This window comes from Streptomyces sp. NPDC086835, from assembly GCF_044745705.1.
GTDB lineage: Bacteria > Actinomycetota > Actinomycetes > Streptomycetales > Streptomycetaceae > Streptomyces.
Genome location: NZ_JBIVAU010000005.1, coordinates 303403 through 329976, shown reverse-complemented (window position 1 = coordinate 329976; position 26574 = coordinate 303403). Strand labels below are relative to the sequence as shown.

27 protein-coding genes are annotated in these 26574 nt (G+C 70.3%); 16 read left to right on the top strand and 11 right to left on the bottom strand.

Annotated features, from left to right (window positions below; translation table 11 throughout):
* The first annotated feature begins 102 nt into the window (after positions 1 to 102).
* The 5 genes from thrS (at position 103) to ACIPJI_RS19305 (ending at position 6006) form a co-directional block, all read left to right on the top strand.
* Positions 103 to 1431: a threonine--tRNA ligase gene (gene thrS / locus ACIPJI_RS19325; RefSeq protein WP_402247533.1), complete on the top strand. Its 1329-nt coding sequence runs from the start codon at positions 103 to 105 to the stop codon at positions 1429 to 1431.
* Positions 1432 to 1684: 253 nt separating this feature from the next.
* On the top strand, positions 1685 to 2263 hold the full coding sequence (locus ACIPJI_RS19320) for a peptidoglycan-binding protein (RefSeq protein ID WP_402247531.1): 579 nt from the start codon (positions 1685 to 1687) through the stop codon (positions 2261 to 2263).
* A gap of 24 nt (positions 2264 to 2287) precedes the next feature.
* Positions 2288 to 2875, top strand: a complete 588-nt coding sequence (locus ACIPJI_RS19315) for a peptidoglycan-binding domain-containing protein (RefSeq protein WP_356621512.1) — start codon at positions 2288 to 2290, stop codon at positions 2873 to 2875.
* Positions 2876 to 2887: 12 nt separating this feature from the next.
* Positions 2888 to 5350, top strand: coding sequence for a glycoside hydrolase domain-containing protein (locus ACIPJI_RS19310; protein WP_402247529.1), 2463 nt, complete (start codon positions 2888 to 2890; stop codon positions 5348 to 5350).
* On the top strand, positions 5347 to 6006 hold the full coding sequence (locus ACIPJI_RS19305; RefSeq protein WP_402247527.1) for a twin-arginine translocation signal domain-containing protein: 660 nt from the start codon (positions 5347 to 5349) through the stop codon (positions 6004 to 6006). The genes ACIPJI_RS19310 and ACIPJI_RS19305 overlap by 4 nt, the downstream gene beginning before the upstream one ends.
* Positions 6007 to 6063: 57 nt before the next feature.
* On the opposite strand, the gene ACIPJI_RS19300 is transcribed toward ACIPJI_RS19305, so the two are convergent.
* On the bottom strand, positions 6064 to 7071 hold the full coding sequence (locus tag ACIPJI_RS19300; protein ID WP_402247525.1) for a helix-turn-helix domain-containing protein: 1008 nt from the start codon (positions 7069 to 7071) through the stop codon (positions 6064 to 6066).
* Positions 7072 to 7223: 152 nt separating this feature from the next.
* Between ACIPJI_RS19300 and ACIPJI_RS19295 the strand changes: the two genes are divergently transcribed.
* Positions 7224 to 9116: a BTAD domain-containing putative transcriptional regulator gene (locus ACIPJI_RS19295; protein ID WP_402247523.1), complete on the top strand. Its 1893-nt coding sequence runs from the start codon at positions 7224 to 7226 to the stop codon at positions 9114 to 9116.
* A gap of 139 nt (positions 9117 to 9255) precedes the next feature.
* Here the strand turns inward: ACIPJI_RS19295 and ACIPJI_RS19290 are convergent, their stop codons facing one another.
* The 3 genes from ACIPJI_RS19290 to ACIPJI_RS19280 all read right to left on the bottom strand — a co-directional run bounded on the left by ACIPJI_RS19290 (position 9256) and on the right by ACIPJI_RS19280 (position 11244).
* Complete coding sequence (locus ACIPJI_RS19290) at positions 9256 to 9804, bottom strand: DUF1062 domain-containing protein (RefSeq protein ID WP_402247522.1); 549 nt, start codon at positions 9802 to 9804, stop codon at positions 9256 to 9258.
* Between the two features lie 212 nt (positions 9805 to 10016).
* Positions 10017 to 10757 carry an alpha/beta fold hydrolase gene (locus tag ACIPJI_RS19285; RefSeq protein ID WP_402247520.1) on the bottom strand — a complete coding sequence of 247 codons (741 nt, stop codon included), beginning with the start codon at positions 10755 to 10757 and terminating at the stop codon, positions 10017 to 10019.
* A gap of 115 nt (positions 10758 to 10872) precedes the next feature.
* Complete coding sequence (locus tag ACIPJI_RS19280) at positions 10873 to 11244, bottom strand: helix-turn-helix domain-containing protein (protein WP_307709142.1); 372 nt, start codon at positions 11242 to 11244, stop codon at positions 10873 to 10875.
* Between the two features lie 85 nt (positions 11245 to 11329).
* On the opposite strand from ACIPJI_RS19280, the gene ACIPJI_RS19275 reads away from it, so the two are divergent.
* The 3 genes from ACIPJI_RS19275 (at position 11330) to ACIPJI_RS19265 (ending at position 13303) form a co-directional block, all read left to right on the top strand.
* Entirely contained in the window at positions 11330 to 12238 is a 909-nt protein-coding gene (locus ACIPJI_RS19275; RefSeq protein ID WP_356621506.1) for an NAD(P)-binding domain-containing protein, read from the top strand.
* Positions 12239 to 12287: 49 nt separating this feature from the next.
* On the top strand, positions 12288 to 12875 hold the full coding sequence (locus tag ACIPJI_RS19270; RefSeq protein WP_402247517.1) for a hypothetical protein: 588 nt from the start codon (positions 12288 to 12290) through the stop codon (positions 12873 to 12875).
* A gap of 266 nt (positions 12876 to 13141) precedes the next feature.
* Positions 13142 to 13303: a hypothetical protein gene (locus ACIPJI_RS19265; protein WP_402247516.1), complete on the top strand. Its 162-nt coding sequence runs from the start codon at positions 13142 to 13144 to the stop codon at positions 13301 to 13303.
* 356 nt (positions 13304 to 13659) lie between these two features.
* On the opposite strand, the gene ACIPJI_RS19260 is transcribed toward ACIPJI_RS19265, so the two are convergent.
* Positions 13660 to 14865 (bottom strand): NAD(P)/FAD-dependent oxidoreductase, encoded by a 1206-nt coding sequence (locus ACIPJI_RS19260; protein ID WP_402247514.1) that lies wholly within the window; start codon positions 14863 to 14865, stop codon positions 13660 to 13662.
* 519 nt (positions 14866 to 15384) lie between these two features.
* Between ACIPJI_RS19260 and ACIPJI_RS19255 the strand changes: the two genes are divergently transcribed.
* Positions 15385 to 15579 (top strand): hypothetical protein, encoded by a 195-nt coding sequence (locus ACIPJI_RS19255; RefSeq protein ID WP_402247513.1) that lies wholly within the window; start codon positions 15385 to 15387, stop codon positions 15577 to 15579.
* Between the two features lie 562 nt (positions 15580 to 16141).
* Here the strand turns inward: ACIPJI_RS19255 and ACIPJI_RS19250 are convergent.
* Positions 16142 to 16468: a GYD domain-containing protein gene (locus tag ACIPJI_RS19250; RefSeq protein WP_307709149.1), complete on the bottom strand. Its 327-nt coding sequence runs from the start codon at positions 16466 to 16468 to the stop codon at positions 16142 to 16144.
* Positions 16469 to 16756: 288 nt separating this feature from the next.
* On the opposite strand from ACIPJI_RS19250, the gene ACIPJI_RS19245 reads away from it, so the two are divergent.
* Positions 16757 to 16984, top strand: a complete 228-nt coding sequence (locus ACIPJI_RS19245; RefSeq protein ID WP_307709150.1) for a DUF5133 domain-containing protein — start codon at positions 16757 to 16759, stop codon at positions 16982 to 16984.
* A gap of 52 nt (positions 16985 to 17036) precedes the next feature.
* Entirely contained in the window at positions 17037 to 17438 is a 402-nt protein-coding gene (locus ACIPJI_RS19240) for a DUF3662 domain-containing protein (protein WP_402247511.1), read from the top strand.
* A 54-nt stretch (positions 17439 to 17492) separates the two neighbouring features.
* Here the strand turns inward: ACIPJI_RS19240 and ACIPJI_RS19235 are convergent, their stop codons facing one another.
* The 3 genes from ACIPJI_RS19235 to ACIPJI_RS19225 all read right to left on the bottom strand — a co-directional run bounded on the left by ACIPJI_RS19235 (position 17493) and on the right by ACIPJI_RS19225 (position 21488).
* A complete protein-coding gene (locus ACIPJI_RS19235) occupies positions 17493 to 18623 on the bottom strand; it encodes an AI-2E family transporter (protein WP_402247509.1) in 1131 nt (376 codons plus the stop codon).
* A 319-nt stretch (positions 18624 to 18942) separates the two neighbouring features.
* Complete coding sequence (locus tag ACIPJI_RS19230; RefSeq protein ID WP_307709154.1) at positions 18943 to 20268, bottom strand: MFS transporter; 1326 nt, start codon at positions 20266 to 20268, stop codon at positions 18943 to 18945.
* A gap of 140 nt (positions 20269 to 20408) precedes the next feature.
* Positions 20409 to 21488 (bottom strand): saccharopine dehydrogenase family protein, encoded by a 1080-nt coding sequence (locus tag ACIPJI_RS19225; RefSeq protein ID WP_402247507.1) that lies wholly within the window; start codon positions 21486 to 21488, stop codon positions 20409 to 20411.
* Between the two features lie 101 nt (positions 21489 to 21589).
* Between ACIPJI_RS19225 and ACIPJI_RS19220 the strand changes: the two genes are divergently transcribed.
* Positions 21590 to 22534 (top strand): helix-turn-helix domain-containing protein, encoded by a 945-nt coding sequence (locus tag ACIPJI_RS19220; protein ID WP_402247506.1) that lies wholly within the window; start codon positions 21590 to 21592, stop codon positions 22532 to 22534.
* A gap of 150 nt (positions 22535 to 22684) precedes the next feature.
* Here ACIPJI_RS19220 and ACIPJI_RS19215 read toward each other — a convergent pair whose 3' ends face one another.
* Positions 22685 to 23089 carry a MarR family winged helix-turn-helix transcriptional regulator gene (locus ACIPJI_RS19215; protein ID WP_402247504.1) on the bottom strand — a complete coding sequence of 135 codons (405 nt, stop codon included), beginning with the start codon at positions 23087 to 23089 and terminating at the stop codon, positions 22685 to 22687.
* A 323-nt stretch (positions 23090 to 23412) separates the two neighbouring features.
* Here ACIPJI_RS19215 and ACIPJI_RS19210 point away from each other — a divergent pair, with 323 nt between their 5' ends.
* Positions 23413 to 24828, top strand: coding sequence for an amidase (locus tag ACIPJI_RS19210; RefSeq protein ID WP_402247503.1), 1416 nt, complete (start codon positions 23413 to 23415; stop codon positions 24826 to 24828).
* Positions 24829 to 24990: 162 nt separating this feature from the next.
* Here the strand turns inward: ACIPJI_RS19210 and ACIPJI_RS19205 are convergent, their stop codons facing one another.
* Positions 24991 to 25803 (bottom strand): NAD(P)H-binding protein, encoded by an 813-nt coding sequence (locus ACIPJI_RS19205; RefSeq protein WP_402247501.1) that lies wholly within the window; start codon positions 25801 to 25803, stop codon positions 24991 to 24993.
* Positions 25804 to 25888: 85 nt separating this feature from the next.
* On the opposite strand from ACIPJI_RS19205, the gene ACIPJI_RS19200 reads away from it, so the two are divergent.
* Both ACIPJI_RS19200 and ACIPJI_RS19195 read left to right on the top strand, forming a co-directional pair.
* Complete coding sequence (locus tag ACIPJI_RS19200; RefSeq protein WP_402247499.1) at positions 25889 to 26305, top strand: winged helix-turn-helix transcriptional regulator; 417 nt, start codon at positions 25889 to 25891, stop codon at positions 26303 to 26305.
* Positions 26306 to 26335: 30 nt separating this feature from the next.
* The gene (locus ACIPJI_RS19195) at positions 26336 to 26482 is read left to right on the top strand and encodes a hypothetical protein (protein ID WP_402247497.1); all 147 of its coding nucleotides are present in this window, start codon (positions 26336 to 26338) and stop codon (positions 26480 to 26482) included.
* The last annotated feature ends 92 nt before the right edge of the window (positions 26483 to 26574 follow it).

Below are 26574 nucleotides of genomic sequence, written 5' to 3'. Positions count from 1 at the left end.
TGCGATCCGGGAGCCGCTGATCAGAAATGACCGTGTGGACTTCGCTGCCGCCTGCTAGCGTCTCCGACATGAAGCGTGCCGCTATGACGACGACGCCGGAGAGTGTCCCGGCGCGCTGACAGATGTCTTTGTCCGAAGCCCCGGGGCGAGTGCCCCGGGGCTTCGCCGTTCGGTCACTCGCCCGATGTCCGCGAGGAGACCGCCATGCATGACCACCGTAAGCTCGGCCGTGAACTGGGCCTGTTCGACACCGACCCGCTGATCGGTGCGGGCCTGCCGTACTGGCTGCCCGACGGCGCAGCCGTACGGCACACCCTGGAGGAGTACATCCGCACCGCCGAACGGCGAGCAGGGTACCGTCATGTGTACTCACCGGTCCTCGGCAAGCGCGAGCTGTACGAGATCTCCGGGCACTGGGCGCACTACAGCGACGACATGTTCCCCCCGATGGAACTCGGCGGTGAGCAGGTCGTCCTGCGGCCGAGCCTGTGCCCCCATCACGCGGTGATCTACCGCTCCCGGTCCCACAGCTACCGCGAGCTGCCCTTGCGCATGGCCGAGCTGGGAGGCATGTACCGATCCGAACTCTCCGGCGTGCTGGGCGGGTTGACCCGCGTGCGGTCGATCCAGCTCAACGACGCCCACATCTTCTGCACTCTGGACCAGGTCGCCGAGGAGGCGCAGGCCGCGCTGGAGATGATCCGTCGGGCGTACGCGGCGCTCGGCATCACCCCGACCCGCTACCGGCTCTCCCTCCCGGGCCCGGGTGGCAAGTACGTCGCCGCCCCCGAGAAGTGGCAACGCTCCACCGCCTTGCTGACCGACGTCCTCGACCGCTCCGGCCTGCCTTACGAGGCGGCCGAGGGCGAGGCCGCGTTCTACGGCCCCAAGATCGACGTCCAGGTCACCGACGGCGCCGGCCGGGAGTCCACCCTGTCGACCGTCCAGGTCGACTTCCACCAGCCCGAGCAGTTCGACCTGCACTACATCGGTGCGGACGGCGCCAGACATCGCCCGGTCATGGTCCACCGCAGCATCATCGGCAGTGTGGAGCGAGCCGTTGCCCATCTCATCGAACAGCACGGCGGTGCCTTCCCCGCCTGGCTCGCCCCCACTCAACTGGTGATCCTCCCGATCTCCGACACCGAACTGGCGAACGCGGCAGCCCTCGCCCAGCGATGCACCGCCCTCGGACTGCGTGCTGAGATCGCAGGACCGGAACGCGGCACTCTGGGCGCCCGTATCCGAGAGGCCCGCCTGGTTCCCTACCAAGCCGTCATCGGCGCCAAGGAGGCCGCTGACGATCACGTCGCACTGCGTCTGCGTGACGGACGCCGACTCGACCCGCAGCCGGTCAGTGACGTACTCACCCGCATCAGTGCTCTCATCGGCGCCCACAGCACCGACCTGTGGGTCGACTCTGCCGAGTAGCACGCGGTGCAGCGCCTGCTGTCGGGATGGTCAGGGGGACCGGCAGGTCAGCGGGGTCGGTCCGATTCGGTCCGCCCCCGCCGGCGTGCCCGGTGCTGGTTCCCGCTGCCGGGAGGTACTGGGAGCACGCACGCCGACCAGCGGTTTCCAGCTGCCTGCAAGGTTGCTGCACGGTCACTCGCGCACGCTCGTGTCGACGCCGGGTCATGCGACCGCACCACGGCGTCGACACGAGACCAAGGAGCGATCCACCATGCGCAAGATCCTCGCCGCAGCCGCCGTGCTGTCCGGGCTGGCGACCGCCCTCGCGGTCACCCCCGCGCACGCGGCGGTTTCGAAGAACTCGGGTGCCTACTCCAGCTCATTCGTGGACGGCGCCGGCGCCCTCACCGACGACTTCGGTGAGCAGGCCGGTGAACTCGGCAATTCGCTCTGCTACGGCTGTGGAAACTCCTCGAACACCGACATCGTCGTCCTCTGGCAGAGCATCCTCGCCGCCGAGGACTTCCTCACCCTGAGCGAGATCGACGGGCAGTTCGGTCCGGGGACCAGGGACGCCACGAAAGCCTGGCAGCGGCGCTACGGCCTCACCGCCGACGGCATGGTCGGCGACGCCACCTGGAGCAAGGCCGACGACCGGCTGAGATGGCTGTCCAGCTCACGCGTCAGCTATGCCGCCGGCTACCAATCGGGTGCGGTGACCTTCCACCGCGGCGATCCCAACATCGCTCAGGACAGCGGGGCCTACAAGGTCGCCGAGGTCTACCGGTACGACCACGTGAAGTCGATGGGCGGCCAGCGCATCGAGTTCAACTCGCTGACCATTCTCTGACCGACCGACCGGAGGGAAACCACCATGGACAAGAACCGCTGGAAGCTCGGCCTCGGCCTGCTCGCCGCAGGACTGTCGGCGCTGCTGACGGTAACCCCGGCCCACGCCGCCTACCCCGGCAACTCGGGCGCGTACGGAACCACCTTCGTGGACGGGGACGGTGCCCTCACCGACGACTTCGGTGAGCAGTACGGCGAACTCGGCAACTCGCTCTGCTACGGCTGCGGAAACTCGACGAACACGGACATCGTGAAGCTCTGGCAGAGCATTCTGGCGTCGGAACAGCTGCTGAGCATCGATGCGATCGACGGGCAGTTCGGCCCGGCGACGAGGGACGCCACCAAGGCCTGGCAGCAGCGTTACGGTCTCGGCGCGGACGGCATGGTAGGCGACGCCACCTGGGGCAAGGCCGACGACCGGCTGTACTGGGGCTCCGACAACGCGGTGTACTACGACAGTTCCAGGGTCGGCGAGGTGCGGCTGTTCCGCGGGGACAGCTCGAAGTACCGCGACGGTGGGGCCTACCACCTCGGGCGAGTCCGGCAGGGCGACGCCGTCCATGCGTTCGACGTGGGCACCCGCATCTACTTCTCGTCGCTGACCGTCCGATAGGAGCTCCCGCCCATGACCGATCCCATGGTGCTGGAAGCCCAGCGCTGGGTGAACGAGACATACGGCGGCGTCGACGGCTACGTCTCCTGCGACACGGACGGCTCGACCGGGTGGGCCACCGTCCTCAGCCTCACCCAGGCCCTCCAGCACGAACTCGGGCTCTCACCAGTCGTACAGAACTTCGGGGAGAACACCCTCAACGCCGTCTGGGCACACCGCCGGCTCCCCGACTCCGAGACCAACACGAACATCATCCGCATCTACAACTACGCCCTGTGGTGCAAGGGATACACCGGCTCGCCCCGCGCCGACATGTGGGACACCACCTCCCAGAGCTCGCTGGACGACCTGTACGAGGCCATGGGCGTCGCCGGCCACCACAACTGGTGGCTGTGGGCCCGCGTCACCCGGGCGCTGCTGCGGATGGACCAGTTCCGGCTGGTGCCCCGGGGCAGCTCGACGACCCGGGAGATCCAGCAGTATCTGAACAGAACCTACGTCGCCGGATACACCGTTCCCGCGATGGGGCTCGTCCCGTGCGACGGCTATTACGCCCGGGAGACCCAGAAGGGTCTGCTGATGGCCATCCAGTACGAAATAGGGCTGCCCACCTCCACGATCACCGGCTACTTCGGGCGCGGCACCACCACCGCGCTGAAGCAGCAGCAGTACACCATGGAGCGGGGGGACACCGGCCGGCTCGCCTACCTCTTCAAGGCGGCGTGCTGGTTCAACTCGCCCACGTACGACGGGCTGAGCCCGATCGCCTTTCCCTGGGAGGACGGGAAGGCGGAGTTCACCGCCGCGACCGAGGACTGGGTGCGCGCCTTCCAGGACTTCACCCAGAACGCGGTCCACGGCATGGGCACCTTCCAGACCTGGGCGGAGCTGCTCATCTCCAAGGGGGACGAGAGCCGGCCCGGCACCGGAAGCGACACCGCCGAGGTGATCACGGCGGAGAAGGCCGCCGCCATGCGCTCCAAGGGCTTCGCCGCCGTCGGCCGATATCTCGACGAGCACCTGCCGCCGGGGGATCCGTACTACATCGGCAAGAAGCTCAGGGCGGGTGAGGCGCAGACCATCATCGACTCCGGGCTGAAGCTGATCCCGCTGTTCCAGTACAACGGGACCGTGCTGACCAACTTCACCGAGCAGAAGGGCTACGACCAGGGACTCATCGCCCATTCGAAGGCCAAGGAGCACGGCATCCCGCCGGGGGCGTGCATCTACTTCGCGGTGGACTACGACGCCCAGGACCACGAGATCGGCCAGATCATCTCGTACTTCAAGGGGGTCCGCAGAGGTCTGGGCGAGCGTGGTGCGCACTACCAGTTCGGGGTGTACGGCACGCGGAACGTCTGTACGCGCGTCTCCGACGCCACCGGCGCCCGCTGGTCGTTCGTCGCCGGGATGTCCTTCGAGTACTCGGGGAACATGGGATTCCCGCTGCCGGTGAACTGGTCGCTCAACCAGATCTACGAGTACAACCCGGAGGCGGATCCGCCCACCGGTTTCACGGACGGGACCATCGCGCCGATGGGGCTGGACAAGAACGTGTGGCGCCACGGGGCGGACCCGGGGGTCTCCCGGCTCAACCTGGACGAGCGGTATCAGGACATGATCCGGCAGGTGCAGTTCGTCCGGAGAATCGAGGCCGCGTTCGACGAGTACAGGGAGACCCACCTGGGCGTCACGGAGAGCGCCCAGCGTGACCACGTCATGACGTTCTTCCGGCACCTGAAGTACTACGAGGGTCAATGGCCTCATGTGCTGGAGCCGGTCCCCGACCCCTGGATCGACTTCCTCAGCTCCAAGAACCTGTGGCTCGACGTCGATTTCCGCTGGCCGAACGATCCTGTGGCGCACACCTCGGTGGACTTCCAGCATCTGATGGCGTCATGCCAGGGGATGCTGAAGTACTACTCGACCAGCGTCAACACCACACTGGGAGACGGCACCGGATGGCTCGGTGACCTCCTCGCCTTCTTCGCGGAGTGGCGCAACGACTACGAGCATCTGGGCGGGTCCGAATTCTGCGAGCTGTATCTCGCCAACCCCAACAAGCCGAGCGCGCTCGGGGAACAGGACCTGCGGGCCGACGCCGACGCGTTCAATCTCGCGAAGCTGCTGCAAGGGTCGTCCGGCATGAAGGTGTCCGAGGCCCTCGAGTCCTACTACCTGACCGAAAACCTGGACACCAGCGACCTGCGCAAGGCCCATCGCCGGTTCCGGTCCTTCACCGGGGACCGGTTCGGCGGCACCAGGGAAGCCGTCGCATCGGTGATCAACGGCGCTCTCGGCAACGGGGACGAGAACCACTCCAGCATGATGATGACCATCGGCCGGTTCGTCCTGCTGCGCGACCTGGAGCCGTGGGAGAAGCCGTGGAACCTGGGCGACGAGCTCGACGGTTTCGTCGACGGGATCGCCGGAAAGCTGATCGAGCTCGCGAACGCGGAACCGGAGGCATCGTGATCACCCGCAGAGACCTGCTGAGCACTGCCACCGGCCTCGTGGGCGCCGCCGCGCTGACCACCGTGGGCGTCGGCGGCCCCGCCCACGCCGCGCCCCGTCCCGGGTGGCGCGGTGCGGTCTCCGCGAACGGATGGCCCATCGACCCCGGGGCGGTCGCCGTGTTCCCGGTCTCCGGCGCCGCCCGCACCGTGGCGCTGCACCGCGACGCGGCGGCGGTGCTGCTGCACGTCGCCCGGCGCTGGCATTACGAGGTGCAGCCGCTGACCGAGGGCCGGCACACGGTGACCGGCCATACGACGGATCGCCGGGTGGCGGCGGACTGGGAGTCGAACCACCTGTCCGGTACGGCGATCTGTCTGCATCCGCACGCCTGGCCGATCGGCGGCGCGGAAAGCATGGGCCGCCGGGAGAAGCTGATCGTCCGGGACATCCTCGCGGACTGCGCGGGGCTGGTCCGCTGGGGTGCGGACCTCACGCCGGCCAAGCTCTCCCACTTCCAGATCGACGCGGCGCCGGACAGCCGCGCCTTCCAGCGGGTCGCGGCCCAGGTGGGCGGCTGGGAACGGCACCCCGGCCAGGGGCCCGGCAACGGCGCGGATCCGCTGGCTCCCGACCGCCGCGCCAAGGCCCGCCGTCTCGAGCGCGCCCAGGCGTGACCGGGTGCCGCCGGTGAGCATCATCTGTGCTCACCGGCGGCACGTGCGATCACGTCGTCAATCGTGCGCCGCCGGCCCGGCCCGCCGCGTCGCGGCCCGTAGCATCGCGGCCCCGACCGGCGTCAGCGTGTGCAGAACGGCCGGTCCATGACGGACGCTCGTGACGAGTCCCGCGTCGCGCAGCGCGGTCGCGTGCCTGCTGGCGGACGACGCCGAAACCCCCGCCGCGCGAGCGATCTCACCGGTCGTGGCGCCGGCGGCCGTGGCGTACAGGGCAATCGCCCGGGCCCGGCCGAGGAGGGCGGTCAAGGGCTTCCCGGGGTCGTCGCCGCCCGGGGGCGGCTCGTGGAGCATCGAGTACCAGAGTACGGGCGGCAGTTCCGGATCGGCGAAGGCGACCGGTTCGGCCCAGTTGAAGTACGAGGGGACGAGCGTGAGCCCCCGCCCGTGCAGATACAGGTCACGGTCCGCCGCCTGTGTGGGGTAGGTGACCTCCAGGACCGGAGGCCGCCACCGCATCATGGGCCCGAGCCCCGCGAGCATGCCCTCGACTCCCCCGTCGAGGAGGCCACGACAGCGCGCCGCCCGCTCGGCCTCGAGCTTCGTCCGGACCTCTTCCTCGTACGGGACGACGACGGCCTCGTGGTACGCCCGCAGCAATCCGACGAGTTCCCCGCGCGTCGCCGGCTCGACCAGTCGCCCGACCCACGCCGGCGCACCGACGGTCCGGTCGAGGATAGTCACTTCTTCCAGGATCCGCCGCGGCGGGGTGGCCAGGATCGACTCCCCGCCCGCCTCGAAACCGTCCAGGGCACCGGCCGGCGTCAGAAAGTCCGGAAAGTACTCGGCCCGCGGATACAAGCGCAGGAGCACGTCCCGCACGAGTCGCTCCAGCCCTTTCTCCCGTAACTGCTGTCGGGCCATGCGGGTCCACCCCGCGTAGGCCCACGCTCCCTTCCGCGACTGCAGCCGGTGCAGACTCGCGGCGATCTCCCAGAGCGGATCAGGCGCGGTGGCGAGCCTGGTCCGTCCCAGGTCGGCGTCACTGAAATGAATGCGGAGCATCGCGTTCTCCCCCGTTGCGCTCAGCTTTTGCACTCAGCCGCAACAGCATGGCTCAGCTCCGCCGGTGTCGGCAAAGCTTGGCCGGGGCGTGTCGGACGCCGCCATGGGAATGCGAGCACCGGCAGGATGCCGGTCCACGGGGGCGAGGACTTGTGAGCGGGTTCCGGCTGTTCGGCGGCATCGAGGCGGACATCGGCGGAGGGCTCGTACAGCTGGGGCCGCTTCGTCAGCGGACCGTGCTGGCCGCCTTGTTGATGGACGCGGGCCGCACGGTGCCGATCGATGAGCTCGCGGACCGGGTGTGGGGCGACCGGCAACCGCAGCGGGCGAGGGAGACGCTCTACAGCTATGTGTCGCGGCTGCGGCGGGCGTTTCGTGGTGCGGGCCCGGAACGCAGGGGTGGTGGGTACGCCGTCGCCGTCGGCGAACTGGCCGTGGACGTGCGTCTCTTCCGTGATCTGCTGCGGCGGGCCCGGGCCGCGGACGACGAGACGGCGGTGGTGCTGTTCCGGGAGGCGTTCGCGCTGTGGCAGGGGGAGCCGTTCGCAGGGGTGGACACTCCGTGGTTCAACGCGGCTCGGGAGGGACTGGTTCTTGAGCGGGAGGTCGCGGAGTCGGATTGCGTGGAACGGCGGTTGCGGCTGGGTGAGCATGCCGCACTGCTGCCCTTGCTGTCCGAGCGGAGCGCGGCCCGGCCGCTGGACGAACGGATCGCAGGCCAGTACATGCTCGTGCTCCATCGCACCGGCCGGCAGGCCGATGCGCTTGCGCACTACCTTCGGGTCCGGGCCACGCTCGCCGAGGAGCTGGGCATCGATCCGGGGCACGAACTGCGAGGGCTGCACGCGGCGATGCTGACGGGGGAGCCCTTGCTCGCGGCGCCTGTCGGGTCGGACTGGACGGTCCAGCGTCAGCTGCCGATGGGCGTACCCGGCTTTGTCGGCCGTACGGGACTTGTCCGGCGTCTGGCCTCGGAGCTGGCCGTCGGGGCGGACGCGCCGGTTGTGCTGTGGGGGTCGCCGGGTGTCGGGAAGTCGGCGCTCGCGGTGCAGTTGGGGCATCGGGTGCGGGAGGCCTTTCCCGACGGACAATGGTACGTGCGGCTGTCGGGCAACAGCGCCCGGCCGCGTGATCCGGGTGAGGTACTGGCCGCGCTGCTGAGAGCCTCCGGGCAGCGGCCGGGGGACATTCCCGAGCTGTTGGACGACCGGGCGGCGGCCTTCCGGAGTCGTCTCGCCGGTCGCAGGGTGCTTCTCGTACTGGACGAGGCGGCGGACGCGGAGCAGGTGCGGCCACTGCTGCCCGGGACGCAGGGGGTGGCCGTGCTGGTCACCAGCCGGTCGGACCTGCGGGGTCTGGTGGCGAGCCATGCCGCCCGTACGACCTTCCTGGAGGTGTTCGCCCCGGCGGAGGCCCGCCAGCTGCTGGCCGACGCCGTCGGTGCGCGGCAGGTGGAGGACGAGCCGGCGGCGGCCGACCGTGTGGCCGAGCTGTGCGCGTACCTGCCGCTGGCGTTGCGCATCGCCGGCGTCAATCTCGCCGCGCGCCCCGGGCGGTCACTCGGTGACTGTGCCAGGGAACTCGCCGGTGACGGGCGGCTCGCGAAGCTGTCCGTCCCGGGTGATCCGCACGCCGCTGTCCGTACCGCCTTCGACCGCTCCCACGCCACGCTGGCGCCGGACGCGGCCCGGCTGTTCGCCCTGCTCGCGCTGCACCCCGGGCCGGACTTCACCGTCGAGGCGACGGCCGCGCTGCTCGACGCGCCGGTCGGCGTCGCTTCGCGGCTGCTCGACGCGCTGGTGACCGCGGCGCTCGTACAGCGGACCGCCGGGAACCAGTTCCGGTTCCACGACCTGCTGCGGCTGTACGCGGCCGAGCACTGCGATGCCGTCCCGGACCTGGACGCGGCCCGTCGGCGGCTGTGCGGTGCGACTGGTGTCTCGCAGCCGTCGATGCCGCGGCGGCCTTCGACCGCGGCGGGAACGTGCGGCTGCGCCGTGCGCGTCCGGCGCCCTCACGCTTCGACGGCCGGTATCAGCAGCTGAGAGAGGCGGGGGCCCGGCTGTTCGGCCGGGCGACGGTGTCGCGCAGGAAAGAGGTCATGTCCTGCCGACGAATCTCCGACTCAGGACACCAGGGCCTGTCCGGCGGATCACGCCGGACAGGCCCTGGTGCCGATGAGGTTCAGCGCTTGAGCGTGAAGGTGAAGTCGCCGGAGAGCTTGCCGCTCAGCCGGACTGCCGAAAAGAGATTCCCCTCCGTGATCAGTCTCTCGACCTCGGCCCGGGAAAGACCGCAACCTTCAGCGATCAGCCGCACCGGCCGGACAGGGATCCGCGCCGCAAAGCGGACCGAGACGTCGATCACCTCGCGGTCCAGGTGATCCGATCCGCCGGTGTCGAGGCGCCAGGCGTCGTCCCAGTCGAGGGCGATGCGATTACGGCGCCGCACGACCGGATCCTGGAGCAACTCGGCTGTCAGGCCACGGTCGTTGTCATGCAGCAGGTCCAGCAGCTGAGGTCGTACGGAGCGCACATTCACCCGCTCCAGGACCGTGAGCTTCGCAGTTTCCCCGCAAGCGGTACAGAGCACGAGGAGCCAGGCGTCGATGAGCTTGTGGTTCGCGTTGACGCGAAATTTGCCGCTCGGCCGGAAGCGCTCGGACGCGCAGGCGTGGCAACGGCGGCGAACGAGGGGCAGGCAGGTGGGCACGACCACCCAGTTGTTGAGCACAGAGGTACACCGGTTTCAGTGAGAAGTCCGCAGCAAAAAGCAGCGCGGCGCACAGGTGCGACGCGCGACAGATCAGCGCTCGGGAGGTCTCACACGGTGTACAACGGCACGTCCTTGCCCAGACGACTCGGTTCGGCAGCACGGTAGTGGCGCACAGCGGCGCTGCTCCACTGGTTTTCGAACGCCTTACCGCCAGGTTCGCCGGCGGACGGTCAGGCCTCGTACAGGCCGGGGCCCTCACCGGCCGCCGCGCGCACCAGGACGTCGGCCAGTTCCATCGGGGTGGAGAGCATCGGGTAGTGGCCGGTGGCCAGTTCGAAGAAGGTGACTCCGGGCTCGGCGAGCTTGGCGAACCGCGGCAGGCCGGTGCCGTGCAGGGTGCGGGCGAACTCCAGGCTGAGGCCGTTCGCGAGGCAGAACACCCCGGTGGTCGGGAGCCCCCGCCAGGCACCGGTCAGCTCGATGGGCTCGGTGACGGTCCGGACCGGGTGCGGTGTGGCCAGGCGGTGGTAGCGCTCCAGCTCCGCCGGCGGGACGGCGTGCACCGCCGGGATCTCCTCGGGCACGGGGATGACGCCGTCGAGGGCGCGGTCCAGCAGGCCGAGTTGCGGCATCTGCGCCACCACCGATTCACCCGGCTCCGGGAAGCCGGTGTCCACGCACACCACCCGGGCGACCTGTCCGGGGCGCCGGTCGGCCGCCGCGAGTGCGGGGAAGATGCCGTAGCTGTGCGCCACCAGCACGATCCCCGGGCCCTCCGCGTCGAGCAGCGCCGCCACGGCGTCGGTGTGCTCGCCCAGCCCGACGCCGGCGGGGTCCTGCCCCGCCCGCTCGGCCAGGCCGGGCAAGGTGACCGGAAGCGCCCGGTGCCCTTGCGCGGTCAGCTCGGCGGCCACCGCCTCCCAGGCCCAGCCACCCATGAAAAGTCCCGGGACCAGCAGAAACGTCGTCATGACAGACCTCTTTCGAAGGATCGCCTGTGCGGTCGGTCAGGACGGTAGGACTTCCCCCTGGGGGAGATTCCAGCCGCTTCCGGCGCGCGGGCCGGGTCAGATCCGCCGGACAGACCTAGTGGTGCGAGGTCTCGGCCACGTCGACCACGTCGAAGGCTTCGCGGCGGATGCGCTCGGTCCCCCACGCGCCCAGCGGCCCGAGCGCTTGATTGAGCGTGCGCCCGTGTTCGGTCAGGGAGTACTCCACCCGCGGCGGCACCTCGGCGTAGACCTCCCGGTGCACGAGACCGTCTTGTTCCATCTCCCGCAGATGCTGCGTCAGCATCTTCTCGCTCACGCCCGGAAGACCGCGACGGAGCTCGGCGAAGCGGCGTACGCGATGGGTGTCGAGTTCCCAGAGGATCAGCCCCTTCCACTTGCCGCTCACCACGTCGAGCGCGGCGTCGACGCCGCAGATGTAAGGCCCGCACCTCGGTGCCTTCGCCATCACTGATCGCCCCTTACAAAAAGGTAAGTACCGCAGTAAATAGTGGGTACTACCGAGAATAGTGGCACTCTCCGAGCATGGAGGAGTGAACGAACGACAGAACCCCAACACCAAGCAAGGCAGCGCTGTCACCGTCATCGGGCTGGGCCCGATGGGACAGGCAATGACCCGGACCCTCCTCGCCGGTGGCCACCCGGTCACCGTCTGGAACCGCACCGCCGCCCGGGCCGACGGCGTCGTCGCCGACGGGGCGACGCTCGCGGCGACGCCCCGCGAGGCGGTCGAGGCGAGCGACCTGGTCGTCCTCAGCCTCACCGACTACCAGGCGATGTACGACATCCTCGACAGCGCCACCGGATCGCTCGCCGGCCGGACGCTCGTCAACCTGAGTTCGGACACTCCCGACCGCAGCCGCGAGGCAGCGACCTGGGCGGCGGGCCACGACGCCACCTTCCTCACCGGCGGCGTCATGGCGCCGGCGCCCATGGTCGGCACGGAGGCGTCCTACATCTACTACAGCGGCCCCGAGGAGGTCATGAACCGTCACCTGGCGGCGTTGACACCGCTCGGTACGCCCAAGCACCTCGGGGAAGACCCGGGCCTCGCCCAGATGATGTACCAGGCCCACCTCGCGGTGTTCCTCACCACCCTGTCCGGACTGATGCACGCCACCGCGATGCTCGGCAACGCGGGGATGAAGGCCCAGGAAGCGCTACCGGAGTTGCTCGCCCTCACGGACTCGATCGGCGACATGCTGAGGGCCGGCGAAGGAACCCCGGGCGCCGCACTGGATGCCGGAGAGCACCCCGGCGACCTCAGCACGGTCACCATGATGGGCGCAACGTCCGACCACATCGTCGAAACCAGCGCGTCCCTCGGCCTCGACCTCGCCCTCCCACTGGCCGTCCAGGCCCACTACCGGCGTGCGATCGAGGACGGAAACGGCGGTGACAACTGGACCCGCATCATCGACGGCATTCGAGCACCACGCTGAACACTGTGGTCAGGGAACCGCGGCCGGCCGATCCGGCGTGATCACGAGAATGGCAGGAACGAATGAAGCGGGGCGCCGAGCCGCCCATCTGGCAGCCGTCTGGTGCGTCGGAGGCGTTCTGACCGCTGTGCAGCTCCAGGTGGTGCTCATCGCCCTCTTCGTCGGCGTGGCGCCTGCTCGCGGCGGCCTCCTCGCCCTGGGGGCCGTTCTGGGGATGGGGGCGCTCGCGGGTGTCGCGAGCGCCGCCCACACGATCGTGCCGCGCGTCCGTCGGCCACGCGGGCGGTGGACATGGACGGTGAGCGTCTATGTGTCCGGCACGGCCGGCGCGTCCGCCGCCGCCGTGGTCAACTTCGAGATCAACCACCTCGAGAACGCCCTTCCGCTCTACGCCGCCGGAGGCTCCTGCTACGCGCTCGCGGCCGCGCTGTTCCTCCCCGGCACCCGGTTCAAGCTGGGCTCCCTCGGGGCCGCGGCCGTTCCTACCGAGCACAGCGTGACGCTGTCGGACAGCGGCGGCACATGGCAGGTAGAGGTGTACAGCGTCGGCCGCGCCGAGGCCGAGCGGCTGTCCGCGGAAACCGGCACCGCCGAGAAGGTGGAGCGCTACCTGGTGCGGTTCTGGCGCGCCGCGTAGCGCGGACGACGCGTCGAGGGCGGGGACCCCGGCGGTCCCCGCCCCGTCGATCACGAGGTGATCTTTACCAGGAACCCGTCCTGGAGGCCGTCGATGAGCCGGTTCTTCGCGTAGAACCCGAGCAGGAGACTGCCTCCGGCACCGTTCTCCGTCCCTGTCGATCGGCAGGACGGAGAAGTTGAACTTCTTGGCCTCGGAATCGTGGTCGGCCTGCGCCGCGCCCTCGTATGTCGTGGCGAACGGGTACTCGTCGCCTTCCCGTGTGCATGTCGGAGGACGAACTCGTCAAGCAGGCGTGCGACTTCTTCGGCTGGCGCCGTATCGGAAAGGACATTCGCGACTGCCCGGCCACCGATATCGCCCAGCTGTACCGGCAGCGCCGACTGGAGGGAGGCCCGGGCCGGATCGGCGTGCCGGCAACGGGATGAGTCCACGGCCCCCTGTACCCCGCTGTCGCCGCGCCTGCAGCACCGGGAACAACAGCTCGTATTGCCCAGTACTCGCCGAAGTCCGAAGCCCGCACCGAACGCCGCGGGCGTCGTCCATCTCCCGTCGAGCCCAGGCCATGAGCGGAGCGGCACTATGGGGTCGGCAAGGTCCCCTGCGCGAGCAGGCCGCCGCAGGGTCCGCCTGCGGACACATGGGATCGCACGTCAACGACGATCCGTTTCTCGCAAGCGCTGATGATGAACCCATGCATGCAGCGCCGCCCCCCGACAAGGGCGTCGCCGCACGACATGCAGACGAGATCCGTCGAGGCCGGCCGGGCAGCCACGGGCCGGGTCTAGGCGGCTGACTCAGCGGTGGCCGGCGCCTCGCCGCGCCTGGCCTCCAGCAGTTGCCGGCGCTTGTCACCTCCTGAGACGCGGTGCAAGCCGTACGAACCGGGCTTGTGCGCCTCGTCGGCCAGGTGCTTGACGATGCCCTTGCACACGAACTCCTTGAGCTTCGCGCCGGGGCGACCGTCGATGTGGAACCACAGCGCGACGTCGTTCCTGTGGGCGAACTGGAAGATGCCGGCGCGTCGGCCCAGGCTGATGCACTGGCCGGCGAATACGTGGTTCAGGGTCGAGGGCTGCTCTCCCGCGATTCTGCTGAGCACCGTGTCGGCGGCCCGCGCGCCCAGCGGCATCGCGGCCTGGCAGCTCATCCGCAGCGGCAGGTCCGAGGGTGCCGCCGAGTCGCCGGCCGCGACGATGCGTACGTCGTCCACGCTGGTCAACGTCTCGTCCGTGAGCAGGCGGCCCAATGAGTCGGTGCTCAGTCCGCTGCGGGCGGCCAGGTCCGGCACGCCGAATCCGACCGTCCAGATGGTCACGGCGCTCGGCAGCTCGCGGCCGTCGCTGAGCCGCACCGCATCCGGGGTCACCCCCGTCACCAACGTGCCGGGCCCGTCGACCACGGTCACACCGAGTCCGGCCAGCCGCTTGGCCACCGAGCGCCGCCCCCGACGATGCAGGTACGGGCCGAGCACCCCGCCGCACACCAGAGTCACGCTGCGGCCCTCCTCCGCAAGCTCGGCCGCCGTCTCGATGCCGCTCGGACCGGCCCCGACCACCGTCACCGCAGCCGACGCAGGCGCCTTGTCGACGACCGACCGCAGCCGCTGCGCCTCCTCCAGGCCCGCGAGCGGGTAGGCGAACTCGGCCGCTCCGGGCACACTCGGGTCGGCGCTGCCACTGCCCACCGCGTAGATCAGGTAGTCGTAGCCGAGTGCGCCGCCGCCCGCCAACGTCAGGCTCCGGCCGGCCGCGTCGATCCGTGCCACCGAGTCGACGACCAGCCGGACACCCTCGGCCAGAACTTCTCGGTAGTCGACGACCGCCTCGTGGGATCCGCCCACCAGCTGGTGCAGGCGTACCCGCTCGACGAAGGTCGGACGCGGGTTGATCAGCGTCACTGTCACGTCGTCGCGCCGCGTCAGGCGATTGGCGGCCATGACGCCGGAGTATCCGCCGCCGATCACGACCACATCGGTGTTCCCGGTCATGGTGTCTCCTTCGCTTCCATCAGTCCCAAGGGGTTCGGCCTCAAGACACCGGGCGGTCGACCGCTGTGACAGCGTGTGCGACAGATCACTCCACGGGCGGGGGGCTCGGCACAGGAAGTGCGAGCACGTCGTCGCTTTCTTGACGGGCTGGTCGCGTTCTCCCGCCTACGGAGCGCCGGCTCATCGGCACCGATCGGCCGTCCCGCGCTGCTGACAACCAACGAGGGCGTTGACCGGGCCCGGCGCCTTCGATGCGCCCGACGACGGCCGGATCCGCGGCATCCTCGCCGCCCTCGATCCGTCAAGGTCACCGGCGTTCTCCGGGCTGTCCGGTCAAGGCTCCGCAAAATCGGCAGAGGCACATCGCCTCGGCTCCAGACCGGATCTTCCGTGCGGGCCACCTCTGAGCTTGCTCAAATAGGCAGTAGTGCAGTGACCTGCAGGGGACAGTCACCCCATGAACCAGGAAACGAGTCTGCGGGTGTCCGCGGACCCCGGGGTCGAGGCGAGGTGGCACCAGTGGAGATGTGGGTGGTGATCGGCGGTCTCGCGGCGGTCGTCGTGCTCCTCGGAGCGGCGCTGTGGGCCATCGACGTGCGGCGCGAGCGTCAACACGGCAGTAACAGTCACTGGCACAATCCTGTCGACCCTACCGACAACGCCGTTGGCGCATCTGGTCAGACCTTCTCCCTAGGTGAAGGGAGCGGAGGGTGACCCGTCATGGGGCGGGGAGGTCGGGAGTGTTCTGAGGACGCTTTCGACCACTCGCGGCGGCAAGCCCTGGGCCGACAGCCGGCACAAAAATGCCGGCCCACGGGCAGCCCGGCAGGCACGGGTTGAGGCCCGGCCAACCGGTCGCGGCTCAAGAACCGTTGCTGTCCACCGTCGTTGATGTCTGTCGTGAACGGCAGACGGCGCCTGGATCAAGGAGCGCTGCATGTGCTCGGATCTTGCGCCGCTTCGCCTCCAGGGCCACGCGCGAGCCGCTCCCCGCTCCGGCGATGGAACTGCCGGGGCGGGGCTATTTCGCGGACCACGGATGCACCTCGACCAAGTACAAAGGGTGCTGCGCTCGGAGTAAAGCTTGCCGTGAGGTTGTGGAGACGGTGGATCTTCTCCGGCGAGCGGCCTCGCCGACTCCGTCAGCACCTGCGGTTCGCGGCATACGGGCGAGCAGTGGCGCGGCATCGCACGACGAGAAGGCCGCAACGGTCCACCTGGTCGGACACCACATCGCAGGCCCCCTCATCCGGTCGGCCCGAGGCTCCGAGAGGTCCTAGGCGCCGGGAGCCTTGTACCGCACGTTCGCGGCCTTGCGCAGCGCGTCCATCGTTTCGTCGACGGTCACGAGGACGGTCGTCTCCAGCGAGCTCAGCGCGCCGCCGCCGGTGATCGCCAGGGCGACCGCCGCCATGGACACGTTGTCGGGGGCTTCCCACAGCGTGTAGCCGTCGTGTTTGCCGAAGGCGTACCAGAACCCGTGGAGCTTTCCGCCGACCGACTCGATGTAGGCCTGAGCGGCCCCGCGGCGGTCCTCCGGGTTGCCGATCATCCTGGCCCAGCTCTCCGGCGTGTAACTGAATTTCGACAGATAGAGCGGCATTGTCTCTCCCTCTCGTTCGCCGGTCCGGGCGAGGTGCGGACGGGCGTCGAACTGTAACCGGCCGCATCGGCCGGGAAAGGGCGCCGCGCGTCTCGATCCAGGTGTTTCCCCCGAAAGGCCCGGCAGCTTTTCGCAGGGGTTCCTCAGCCGCGCTCGCGGGCCGCTTCTGCTGGGCTGGGCCGGGCCGAAACTCGCCGATTCTTCTGAGGCATGAGGGGCGGAAGGGAGGGAAAGCGCTGCTGCACAAAGCTCCCAGTGCCCGCAGGGCGCCAACGGAAGGAGACGACTGTGTTGATGGCTCACCCCGTCATCCTTGGAAACCTGGTCGAGCAGTACGAGACGCTGAAGGTCCTGCACGCCGAGAACGGCAGCGCAGAGAGCCGGCAGCGTATGGACGACGTCGCCTACACCCTGTGCGTCTCCACCGGCACCCGGGACATCGACGCCGCATTGATCGCCGCCCGACACCGGCTGCCCGGCGCCCGGCCCGAGGACGATTCTCTTCTCACTGCCTGAACGACCGCATCAGGCAGGCGTGACGACGCGGCCTCGGGCAACAAGAATTGCCATGGGAACGCTGAGCCGATGGGAACTTGCCCTCGAGCGCAAGCAGGACGCACTGCTCGACAAGATGTTCCGCAAGGAGCCGGTGGAGCTGCTCGACGCCCTGCGGCGCGAATGCGACGACCACGCCGTGGTCTGCAGCGAAAGCCGTGTGGTGGTGCCGAACGCCTACGAGATCGAGCTCGCCGACAGCGTGCACAGAGAGCTCGCGAGCAGGGAAGAGGAATTGGGGCAGGTGCTGATCGACACGCTTGCCCGTCACGGTGACGAGAAGGGCTATGAATGGGCCGGCCCGCTCACGGTGCACATCACCGACACCGCCTCCGCGCACCTGCCCAACGGGCGCTATCGGGTGTCCAGCACCCCTGCGCCGCAGGTCCGCGCGGACTCGTTCCCCGCGCACTGACCTGCCGCCCCGCCGGAGCCCGTCCCGTCGTGACAGCCCCTTCGCGCGTGGCTGTCACGACGGCACGGCGGCAGCGGTGTGCGGCTCGTTGGTCTCCGGCTCGTCGGTCTCCGGCTCCTGGTGCGGCTCGCTCAGCTGCTCACGCAGGTAGTTCCAGACCACCGCGATCAGCGCGGCGACCGGTACCGCGAGCAGACTGCCCACGATGCCGGCCAGGCTGCCGCCCAGCGTCACCGCCAGCAGGATCACGGCCGCGTGGAGCCCGAGTCCGCGGCTCTGGATCATGGGCTGGAAGACGTTGCCCTCGAGCTGCTGCACGACCACGATGATGGCCAGCACGATCAGCGCGTCCGTCAGGCCGTTGGAGACGAGCGCGATGAGCACCGCGACGAAACCGGCGAACAGGGCGCCGATGATCGGCACGAACGCGGAGACGAACGTCAGCACCGCGAGCGGGAGCACCAGCGGTACCCCGAGAACCCACAGACCGAGACCGATCAGCACGGCGTCGAGCAGACCGACGGCCGCCTGGGAGCGGACGAACGAGCCCAGGGTCTCCCAGCCGCGCTCCGCCACGGTCGGGACATCGGTGGCGAGCCGGCCGGGCAACTGGCGGGCGAGCCACGGCAGGAAGCGCGGGCCGTCCTTGAGGAAGAAGAACATCAGGAAGAGCGCCAGGACGGCCGTGACCACGCCGTTGACCACGGTGCCCACTCCCGTGACCACGGCGGAGACCATGCTGCCGACGCCGTCCTGGGCGCGGGCGACCGCGCTGTCGAAAGCCTGGTTGATCTGGGCGTCACCGATGTTCAGCGGCGGCCCGGCGGCCCACTCGCGCAGTCTCTGGATGCCTTCGACCACACCGTCGCTCAGCTCGCCGGACTGGGACGCCACCGGCACCGCGATCAGTGCCACGACGCCTGCGGCGACCACGAGGAACAGCACCGTCACCGTCGACGCGGCCAGGGCGGGACGCCAGCCGTGCCGACGAAGGAAACGGGTCAGGGGCCACGTGAGCGTCGTGAGGAGCAGGCCGACTATGAGCGGCCAGACGACCGACCACATCCGGCCAAGAACCCACAGGGCCACCGCGGTCGCCACGAGGACGAGCAGCAACTCGACGGAGATGCGCGCCGATGCCCTGAGCGCGGCGCGGGTTCTCGTGGAACTCAACGTGACAGACATGGGATCACCCTATTCGCAGTCCCTTCGTGCGTCGTCATCGCGGCTGTTCCGGGGGACAGCGGGGGCGTCGGCGCAGTGGCGCCCAAGGGTACGGGCGCCTGGCGCCGTGACTCCGCCGAGCTGTGCGATCGGTGTCGTCCGAGCACTTGTACGGTGGCCGGGGTGCGGTACCGATCACGGAGGGGGCGGCGGTGCTCGGGCACAACTACCGTCATGCGCGGGGAAGTCGGCGAGCCCGCTCGCCGTGCCGCGGAGCGTCACCGAAAGGGTCGCGGTCCGGTGCGTCACCCGCCCGTCCTTCCCCCGGCGGCCCGCGTGCTCACCGCTCCAGTTGCTTGTGCGCGCTCTCCGGCAGCCGCAGATACACCGCCGACGAGACGAGGCACAGCACCGCGACGTACCAGGGGAACAGGCCCGGACGGTCCAGGTCCTTGAAGAGCGTGCCGACGTACGGGGCGGTGCCGCCGAAGACGGCGACCGTCAGGGAGTACGGGAAGCCGATGCCGGCCGCCCGTACCCGTGCCGGGAACACCTCCGCGTTCACGGCCGCCGAGATCGAGGTGAAACCGGTCAGCAGGACCATGCCCGCGCACTGCACGAGCAGCAGCGACAGGAACGAGCCGTTCACCGCCCGCAGCAGCGGCACGCTCAGCACCGCGAAACCGACGCCGAAGAACAGCAACGACGGCTTGCGGCCGAAACGGTCGGACAGCAGCCCGCCGACCGGCTGGAGGAGGGTGAAGAACGCCAGCGACAGCGTCCCGGCGAGCAGGGCGTCTCCCTTGTCGATGTCGGTGTTGAGCTCCGCGTACGTCGGCAGGTAGGACGTCCACGTGTAGTACGCGATCGTGCCGCCGGCCGTGATGCCGCAGATCAGCAGCGACTCGCGCGGATGGTGCCGAAGCGCGTCGAAGAGGCCCGGGCGTGGACCCTGCTGCTGCTCGGCGCTGCGCGTCTCGTGCGCGCTGCGCCTGATCCAGAAGCCCACGAGGCTGAGCAGCGCGCCGATCACGAACGGCACGCGCCAGCCCCAGCCGTTCATCTGCCCCTCGGCGAGCACGCTCACCAGCAGGGCGGCGATGCCGGAGGCGGCGAGCTGGCCGATCGAGGTGGAGACGTACTGGAACGACGAGAACAGCCCGCGCCGCCCCGGCCCCGCCGACTCCACCAGGAATGTCGTCGACGCGGCGAACTCCCCGCCCACGGACAGGCCTTGCAGCAGCCTCGCCAGTACCAGCACCACGGGCGCGAGGATCCCGGCGGCGGCGTACGTCGGTGTCAGGCCGACCAGCAGGCTGCTGCCGCCCATGAGGAGGATGGTGACCGTGAGCGCCGCGCGCCGGCCGTGCCGGTCGGCGACCGCACCCATGATCAGCCCGCCCACGGGGCGCATGAAGAACCCGACGGCGAAGACGGCGAACGTCGACAGCAGCGGCACGAGCGAGTTGCCGGAGCTCTTGGGGAAGACCTGGTCGGCGATGTAGGTGGCGAGGAAGGTGTACGCGTACCAGTCGTACCACTCCACCGCGTTGCCGACGGAGGCCGCGAGCAACTGCCGTACGGGGTGCCCGGCGGCGGCAGGGGCGATCGTCGGGGCGGGGGCCGTCTCTGTCAGGGGCGTTCCTCGTGGGGGGATCTTGGCCATGGTCACGGCCTCCCCAACTCCGACCGCCCGCACGCATGTTTCCACGAGTCCGCCGCACGACGTCCGCGGGCCGTTGTGCGCCGCCCGAGGCCCCCGGACCGACGCCCGCGGGCCGTTGTACGGCGGACGTCGCCCGCCTTCTAGGACCCTTCGGCGGTGCCGAGTTGCCCGCGCGCCGGCTCGTCCGCTGTGGACGGCAGCTCGACGGAGATGTGCGAGGACAGCGCGCGAAGGAAGTCGGGCGCGTCGAAGATCTCGCCGGCGGAGGCGACGCCGACCGTCCTGGTCCGTCCCGTGAGGATGCGGTCGACCGCTTCCACCGCGAGCGGCGCGGTGACGGCGTAGATGTCCTGGCCCCTCGCGACGGCGCGCCGCTCGGTGCCGCCTGAGCGCACGACGACGTCGACGAGGAAGGTCTGCGCGGACCGCCCGTCCTCGTCGACCGCGGTGGGGGCCGGCGTGTCGGGGGCGGACAGGTCCCGGGCCGCCTCGACCGTCATGTAGGTGCGCACTTCCGGGATGGACAGGTGGCTGGGGACGGTGACGACGTCGGCCATCGTGAACTCCCCGATGACCTCCCGGGTGCCCAGCGGGTCGGGGAAGGTCCACTTGAGGGTCGTCGCCTCGTCCTGGCGGTAGTCCAGCCGACCGTTCCGGTAGACGACGCGTGCGCCGCCCCGTCGTTGCCGGGAGACCGCACCCGCGTCCCGCGTCCCGCCGGTGGGCTGCCAACTGCTCAGCCCGTACGCGACGTGCGCCTCGTCGGCAGCCGCCCACTCGCCCATCGCCGCGGTGGCCAGCAGGTCACCGAGGGCGCCGAAGAAGGCCATCGCGGGGACGATCACCGCTCCCGCGGCGCGGGCGCGGTCCGAGAAATGCGCGAACGTGTCGGCGTTGGCCTCGATCTCGGCCGCCACGTCCACGTACGGGATCCCGGCCCGCAGCGCCGCCTCGATCACCGGCGCGGCGGTCGTGGCGAACGGTCCGGCACAGTTGACCACCGCAGCCGCCCCGGCCAGTGCGCGGTCGAGAGCGAACGGATCGTCGACCGACGCCGGCCGGGCCTCGAGGCCGGGGAAGGACGCCGCCAGCGCCTGCAGCTTGCCGGCGTCGCGGCCGGAGAGAACAGGGACGAACCCGCGCTTCCGCAGCTCCGCCACCACGAACCGCCCGGTGTGCCCGTACGCGCCGAACACCGCCACCAACTGTCCCGATCCCATCGGTTCTCCCCTGTGCTCGCTTGATCTTCTACGGACATCCTGGCGGGAGCGGACAGCCGACCGTGAGTGTCTGGAACGACATGACCCGTACAATTTCCGACATGGATACTGTCGCGCTTGCCGTCACCGACGGGATGCTGCACTTCGAACTGTCCCTGGCGTACGAGGTGTTCGCCGCCGCCCCGGCCGGCGTGACGGTCCCCTGGTACGACGTCACCGTCTGCGGACCGGTCGCCGTGCCGGTCGGCCGATTCATGCTGGCGCCCGACTCCGGCCTCGACCGGCTCCGGCACGCCGACACGGTGATCGTCCCCGGCTGGGCCGACGTCGACGAGGACCCGCCCGCCGACCTGGTCGACGCGGTGCGTGCGGCCCACGAGGCGGGAGCGCGTGTGGTCTCCCTCTGTACGGGCGTGTTCGTGCTGGCCGCGGCCGGCCTGCTGGACGGGAAGCGCGCGACCACGCACTGGGCGCACACCGAGGCCCTGGCCGACCGTTACCCCCGGGTGGAGGTCGACCCGGACGTGCTCTACGTCGACAACGGCAGCGTGCTCACCTCCGCCGGCAAGGCCGCCGCGCTGGACCTCTGCCTGCACCTCGTCCGCCTCGACCACGGCTCGTCGATCGCCAACGCCGTCGCCCGCCGACTGGTCGTCCCACCGCACCGGGCGGGCGGCCAGGCCCAGTTCGTCACCACCCCGGTGCCGGCCCAGGACGACCATCCGCTGGCCGCCCTGCTCCCCTGGATCGCCGAACGGCTCGACCAGCCGCTGACCGTGGAGGACCTGGCCCGCCAGGCAGGGATGAGCTCACGCCATCTGGCCCGCCACTTCAGGGCGGTGACGGGCACCACCCCGCTGCAATGGCTGCTGACGCAGAGGATCCGTCACGCCCAGGAACTGCTGGAGAAGACCGACGACAGTGTCGACGCCGTCGCGGCCGCCACCGGCATGGGCACCGCGACGACGCTGCGCCGGCACTTCAACCGCACGGTCGGCGTGCCCCCGGACACCTACCGTCGCACCTTCCGCTCACGGCCCCGCTGATCGCTCGGGGCCGGTGACGGCTCGAGCGGTGTACGGCCGCGTGAGAGACGCCGGACAGCGACGACCGGGGCGTGGATCACTCGTCGCGATCCGGATGCCCCGTCGGCACGCCGTCGCCCGGCCCGTCCAAGGGGCGAGCGGGACCGGCGGTCATTCCGCTTCGTGCCGGGCGAGGACCCGGCCGAGCAGGCGGGTCAGGGTCTGCCGCTCCTCGGCCGACAGTGGTTCGAGCAGGTCGTTCTGCACCCGATCGAGAAGCCCGTCCATGCGCCGCAGTTGCCGGGCACCGCGCCTGGTGAGCGTCACCTTGTTGCGCCGTCCATGGTCCGGGTCCGGCGTCCGGTCGACGAAGCCCTGCTCGACCAGTTCGCCCACGGCCGCCACGACGTCGCTGCGGTCGACGCGGCACCGGCGGCCGAGCTCCGCCTGGCTCGCGGGCCCGAACTCGTGCAGTGCGGCCAGAATGCGGTAGTGGTACCCGCGCGCCCCGGCAGCGCTGAAGCCGTCGAACACCAGCCGACGGATGTGCACGGACAGTTGGTCGGCAAGAGCCAAGCGCGCGTCATGAAGACGAAGGCCATCCGGGACGCGCCTCGACCGTTCTGAGCCGCCGTGCTCGGCGCGATCTGCGACGACCGCGGCCCGCGCCCTTGGCAGCTCCTCTCAGGGCTCATGCCCACCGCACCGGCGCCCCCTGTCCGTGCGTCCCGGCCGACGCCGCGCCCTACGCCAGGACCGCGACCGATGTCGCCGCGCGGTGCCCCGGGTGGGTCGGTGCGACCGGATCGTGTGGAGGTCTCGTACCGGCCCTCGTCTGCTACTCGCCGGTAAGGAATGATGCCGGACAACCATCCACGCGTCCACGGGCGGAGCCAGCGGTGACGACTTTCGAGGAACAGACAACGGTGCACGCGTTCCGCGACGATGCTCTCGGGGAGCACGACGCGGTCGGGCTCGCCGAGGCGATCCGGCGTCGCGAGGTCGGCGCCGCCGAGGCTGCCCGTGACGCGGTGGCGCGGGTCAGGGCGGTGGAGGCGCGGCTCAACGCCGTCGAGGTGCACATGGACGCCCCCGCCTCCGACCGGGAGGCCGGCGGCCTCTTCGCGGGGGTGCCGACCTTCGTCAAGGACAACACCGACTACCGGGGACTGCCCACCGGACACGGCAGCGTCGCGTTCGCTCCGAGGGCCGCTCGCCGGCACGCGCCGTTCACCCGGCAGTTCTTGAGCAGCGGCGTCACCGTGCTGGGCAAGACCCGGTTGCCGGAGTTCGGGTTCAGCCCGACCACGGAGTACGAGGACGCGGAACCCGTCCGCAACCCGTGGGGCACCGGTCACTCGGCGGGCGGCTCGTCGGGCGGCAGCGCGGCGCTCGTCGCGGCCGGGGCCGTGCCCGTCGCGCACGCCAACGACGGCGGCGGCTCGATCCGCATTCCCGCCGCCTGCTGCGGGCTCGTCGGTCTGAAGCCGACCCGCGGCAGGGTCGTGGCCAACGCGCAGAGCCGCCGACTGCCGCTCGACATCGTGGGCGACGGCATCGTGAGCCGCACGGTGCGGGACTCCGCCGCGTTCCTGGCCGCCGCCGAGACGCACTGGCGGAACCCGAAGCTGCCGCCCGTCGGCCTGGTCGAAGGCCCCTCGGAGCGGCGGCTGCGCATCGGACTCATGCTTGACTCGCCGAACGGAGTCCGAACCGACGACGCCGGCCGCGCGGCCGTCATGGACACGGCGGCGACGCTCGAGCGGCTCGGCCACACCGTTCAGCCGGTGGAGCCTGTGATCGACCCCCGCTTCACCGAAGACTTCCTGACCTACTGGGGCATGCTGTCGTTCCTGATCGGCGTCACGGGCCGCACCCTCGGCGACAGCTTCGACCGGCGCCGCATGGACGGTCTCAGCCGAGGACTTCGCGAGATGTACGTGAAGAAGTGGTCGAGCACCCCTGGTGTGCTGCGGAGGCTGAGGCGTACGCGGGAGGCGTACGCGGCGGCGTTCCGGGGGGTCGACCTCGTGCTTTCGCCCGTACTCGCCCACACCACGCCGCCGATCGGCCACCTCGCCCCGACCGTCCCCTTCCCGACGCTGATCCGACGGATCCTCGCGTACGTGGCGTTCACCCCGGTCGACAACGTCGTCGGCACGCCGTCCATCTCGGTGCCCGCCGCGAGCGTGACGGACGAGGGGTTGCCCATCGGTGTCATGTTCTCCGGCCGCCCCGGCGACGAACGGACCCTCCTGGAGGTCGCGTTCGTCCTGGAGGCCGACCGTCCCTTCCGGCGTATCCAGGACCTCTGATCTCGGGGGCCGGCGTCCGCGGCACCACAGACGTCACCGTCTCCTCATTTCCCTCACCGGCCTCACCTGGTCCCTCACGTGAGGCAGCCCCGACCGGCGCGTGACCGGTGGACAGCCGGTGGACGGTGCACACGCCGGCCCGCTGCGCCGAGCCGCCGCACGCTAGGTGAGGGCCGCCGCGAGTGGGCAGCGGGGAGCGCGGCCCAGGAGTCGGCGCAGGTCGCCGCCGGTGGGGGACAGGAAGCCGGCCGCGACGGCGGAGCAGGTGCCCACCAGCATCGGCACCTGGAACGGCTCGGCGCCACCGGCCGCGATGCGCGCGCGGGCCCGGGCGAGTGTCTCCGGCTCGTAGGTGACGTGCGGTCCGTGGGCCCGCGCCAGGTCGGCGCCGCCCAAGGCCTGTTCACCGACGAGTTCGTAGACACGCCCCGCGTGGGCGGAGGCCTCCACCGTCACGCGGACCGCCGCGTCGGCCAGATCCGCGCGTGCCACGGCCGCCAGGCGGCCCTCGCCGAGCGGGGCGGTGATCCGCCCGTCCGCGGACGGAGCCGCGAGCCGGGCGAGCAACTCCGCGTAGAGGCCGTTGCGCAGGATCGTCCAGTCCAGGGTGCTCTCCGGGATCCGGCGCTCGGTCCAGCGGTGCGGCAGCGCATAGGGGAGGTGGTCGCCCGCGGCGGTCAGGCTCGTATAGACGACGTGCCTCACACCGCTCTTCTCCGCGGCGTCGACCGCGGCGCGGTGCCGGGCGACCACGGTGTCGTCCTCACCGTAGCCGGCGGAGATCAGCAGCAGCACGTCCACGCCTTCGAAGCCCTTGACGAGGGTGTGCGGCTCGTCGAAGTCGAGGCGGCGGACAGGCAGCGGGGCCTGGAGCTGTCGGGGATCGCGAGTGCCGAGGATCGTGTCGTCGCGGTCGCCCAACCGCTGTGCGATCAGTGTGCCCAGGGCGCCGGCGGCTCCAGTGACCAGGATCATCAGGGTATTTCCGTTCCGGTAGGTTCTCTTCGGTGACCGGGACCAGCCTGCGGGTTCGTGTCAGGGAGCGTAAGGAGGCACTTCGATGTCAGTGGGGCACACGGAAGTAACCACCACCGCACCCGTCGTCAGTTGCGGGGAGGAACACGAAGACTGCGGGATCCGTGATGTGCTCGACCGGATCGGCGACAAGTGGTCGGTCCTGATCGTGGTCGAACTGGCCCAGGGCGTACGCCGCTTCCGCCAGTTGCAGCGTGCCGTGCCCGGCATCTCGCAGCGCATGCTGACCCTCACCGTGCGCCGGCTCGAGCGGGACGGGCTCATCACCCGGACCGTGTATCCGACCGTGCCTCCGCAGGTCGAGTACGAGCTCACCACGATGGGCCACGCCCTCACCCACCTGGTGAAGGCTCTCGCGGACTGGTCGGCCGAGCACCGCGACGCCATCGCGCGAGCACGCGAGGCATGGGATGCCGAGCACCCCGACTCCGGCATCCGCTGACCGGGCGGCGCGGGCAGGCGCCCAAGCCGCATGCCAGGTCGGCCGCCGGAGGTGCGGGGCCGCCGGCGCGCGATCACCGCACCCGATTCTGTCGTGCTCGTCCGCAACGGCGCCCGCTGCAAGTACGGGCGATTCGTCGAGCGCCCCGAGGCCACCGCGGTCTGGACGACCTCGTGATCCGTCATGGCTGGCAGGTCCAAGGTCGTGCCCGTGCCCACGCCGCACGCAGCGCACCGCCCCCGGTGCTGTGCGGTACCGGGGGCGGTGCG

Coding starts and splice junctions, on each gene's coding strand:
- ACIPJI_RS19320 (WP_402247531.1), top strand. CDS start 1,685: ATGCGCAAGATCCTCGCCGCAGCCGCCGTGCTGTCCGGGCTGGCGACC.
- ACIPJI_RS19315 (WP_356621512.1), top strand. CDS start 2,288: ATGGACAAGAACCGCTGGAAGCTCGGCCTCGGCCTGCTCGCCGCAGGA.
- ACIPJI_RS19310 (WP_402247529.1), top strand. CDS start 2,888: ATGACCGATCCCATGGTGCTGGAAGCCCAGCGCTGGGTGAACGAGACA.
- ACIPJI_RS19300 (WP_402247525.1), bottom strand. CDS start 7,071: ATGCTCCGCATTCATTTCAGTGACGCCGACCTGGGACGGACCAGGCTC.
- ACIPJI_RS19285 (WP_402247520.1), bottom strand. CDS start 10,757: ATGACGACGTTTCTGCTGGTCCCGGGACTTTTCATGGGTGGCTGGGCC.
- ACIPJI_RS19280 (WP_307709142.1), bottom strand. CDS start 11,244: ATGGCGAAGGCACCGAGGTGCGGGCCTTACATCTGCGGCGTCGACGCC.
- ACIPJI_RS19270 (WP_402247517.1), top strand. CDS start 12,288: ATGGCAGGAACGAATGAAGCGGGGCGCCGAGCCGCCCATCTGGCAGCC.
- ACIPJI_RS19265 (WP_402247516.1), top strand. CDS start 13,142: ATGTCGGAGGACGAACTCGTCAAGCAGGCGTGCGACTTCTTCGGCTGG.
- ACIPJI_RS19260 (WP_402247514.1), bottom strand. CDS start 14,865: ATGACCGGGAACACCGATGTGGTCGTGATCGGCGGCGGATACTCCGGC.
- ACIPJI_RS19250 (WP_307709149.1), bottom strand. CDS start 16,468: ATGCCGCTCTATCTGTCGAAATTCAGTTACACGCCGGAGAGCTGGGCC.
- ACIPJI_RS19240 (WP_402247511.1), top strand. CDS start 17,037: ATGGGAACGCTGAGCCGATGGGAACTTGCCCTCGAGCGCAAGCAGGAC.
- ACIPJI_RS19235 (WP_402247509.1), bottom strand. CDS start 18,623: ATGTCTGTCACGTTGAGTTCCACGAGAACCCGCGCCGCGCTCAGGGCA.
- ACIPJI_RS19230 (WP_307709154.1), bottom strand. CDS start 20,268: ATGGCCAAGATCCCCCCACGAGGAACGCCCCTGACAGAGACGGCCCCC.
- ACIPJI_RS19225 (WP_402247507.1), bottom strand. CDS start 21,488: ATGGGATCGGGACAGTTGGTGGCGGTGTTCGGCGCGTACGGGCACACC.
- ACIPJI_RS19220 (WP_402247506.1), top strand. CDS start 21,590: ATGGATACTGTCGCGCTTGCCGTCACCGACGGGATGCTGCACTTCGAA.
- ACIPJI_RS19205 (WP_402247501.1), bottom strand. CDS start 25,803: ATGATCCTGGTCACTGGAGCCGCCGGCGCCCTGGGCACACTGATCGCA.
- ACIPJI_RS19200 (WP_402247499.1), top strand. CDS start 25,889: ATGTCAGTGGGGCACACGGAAGTAACCACCACCGCACCCGTCGTCAGT.
- ACIPJI_RS19195 (WP_402247497.1), top strand. CDS start 26,336: ATGCCAGGTCGGCCGCCGGAGGTGCGGGGCCGCCGGCGCGCGATCACC.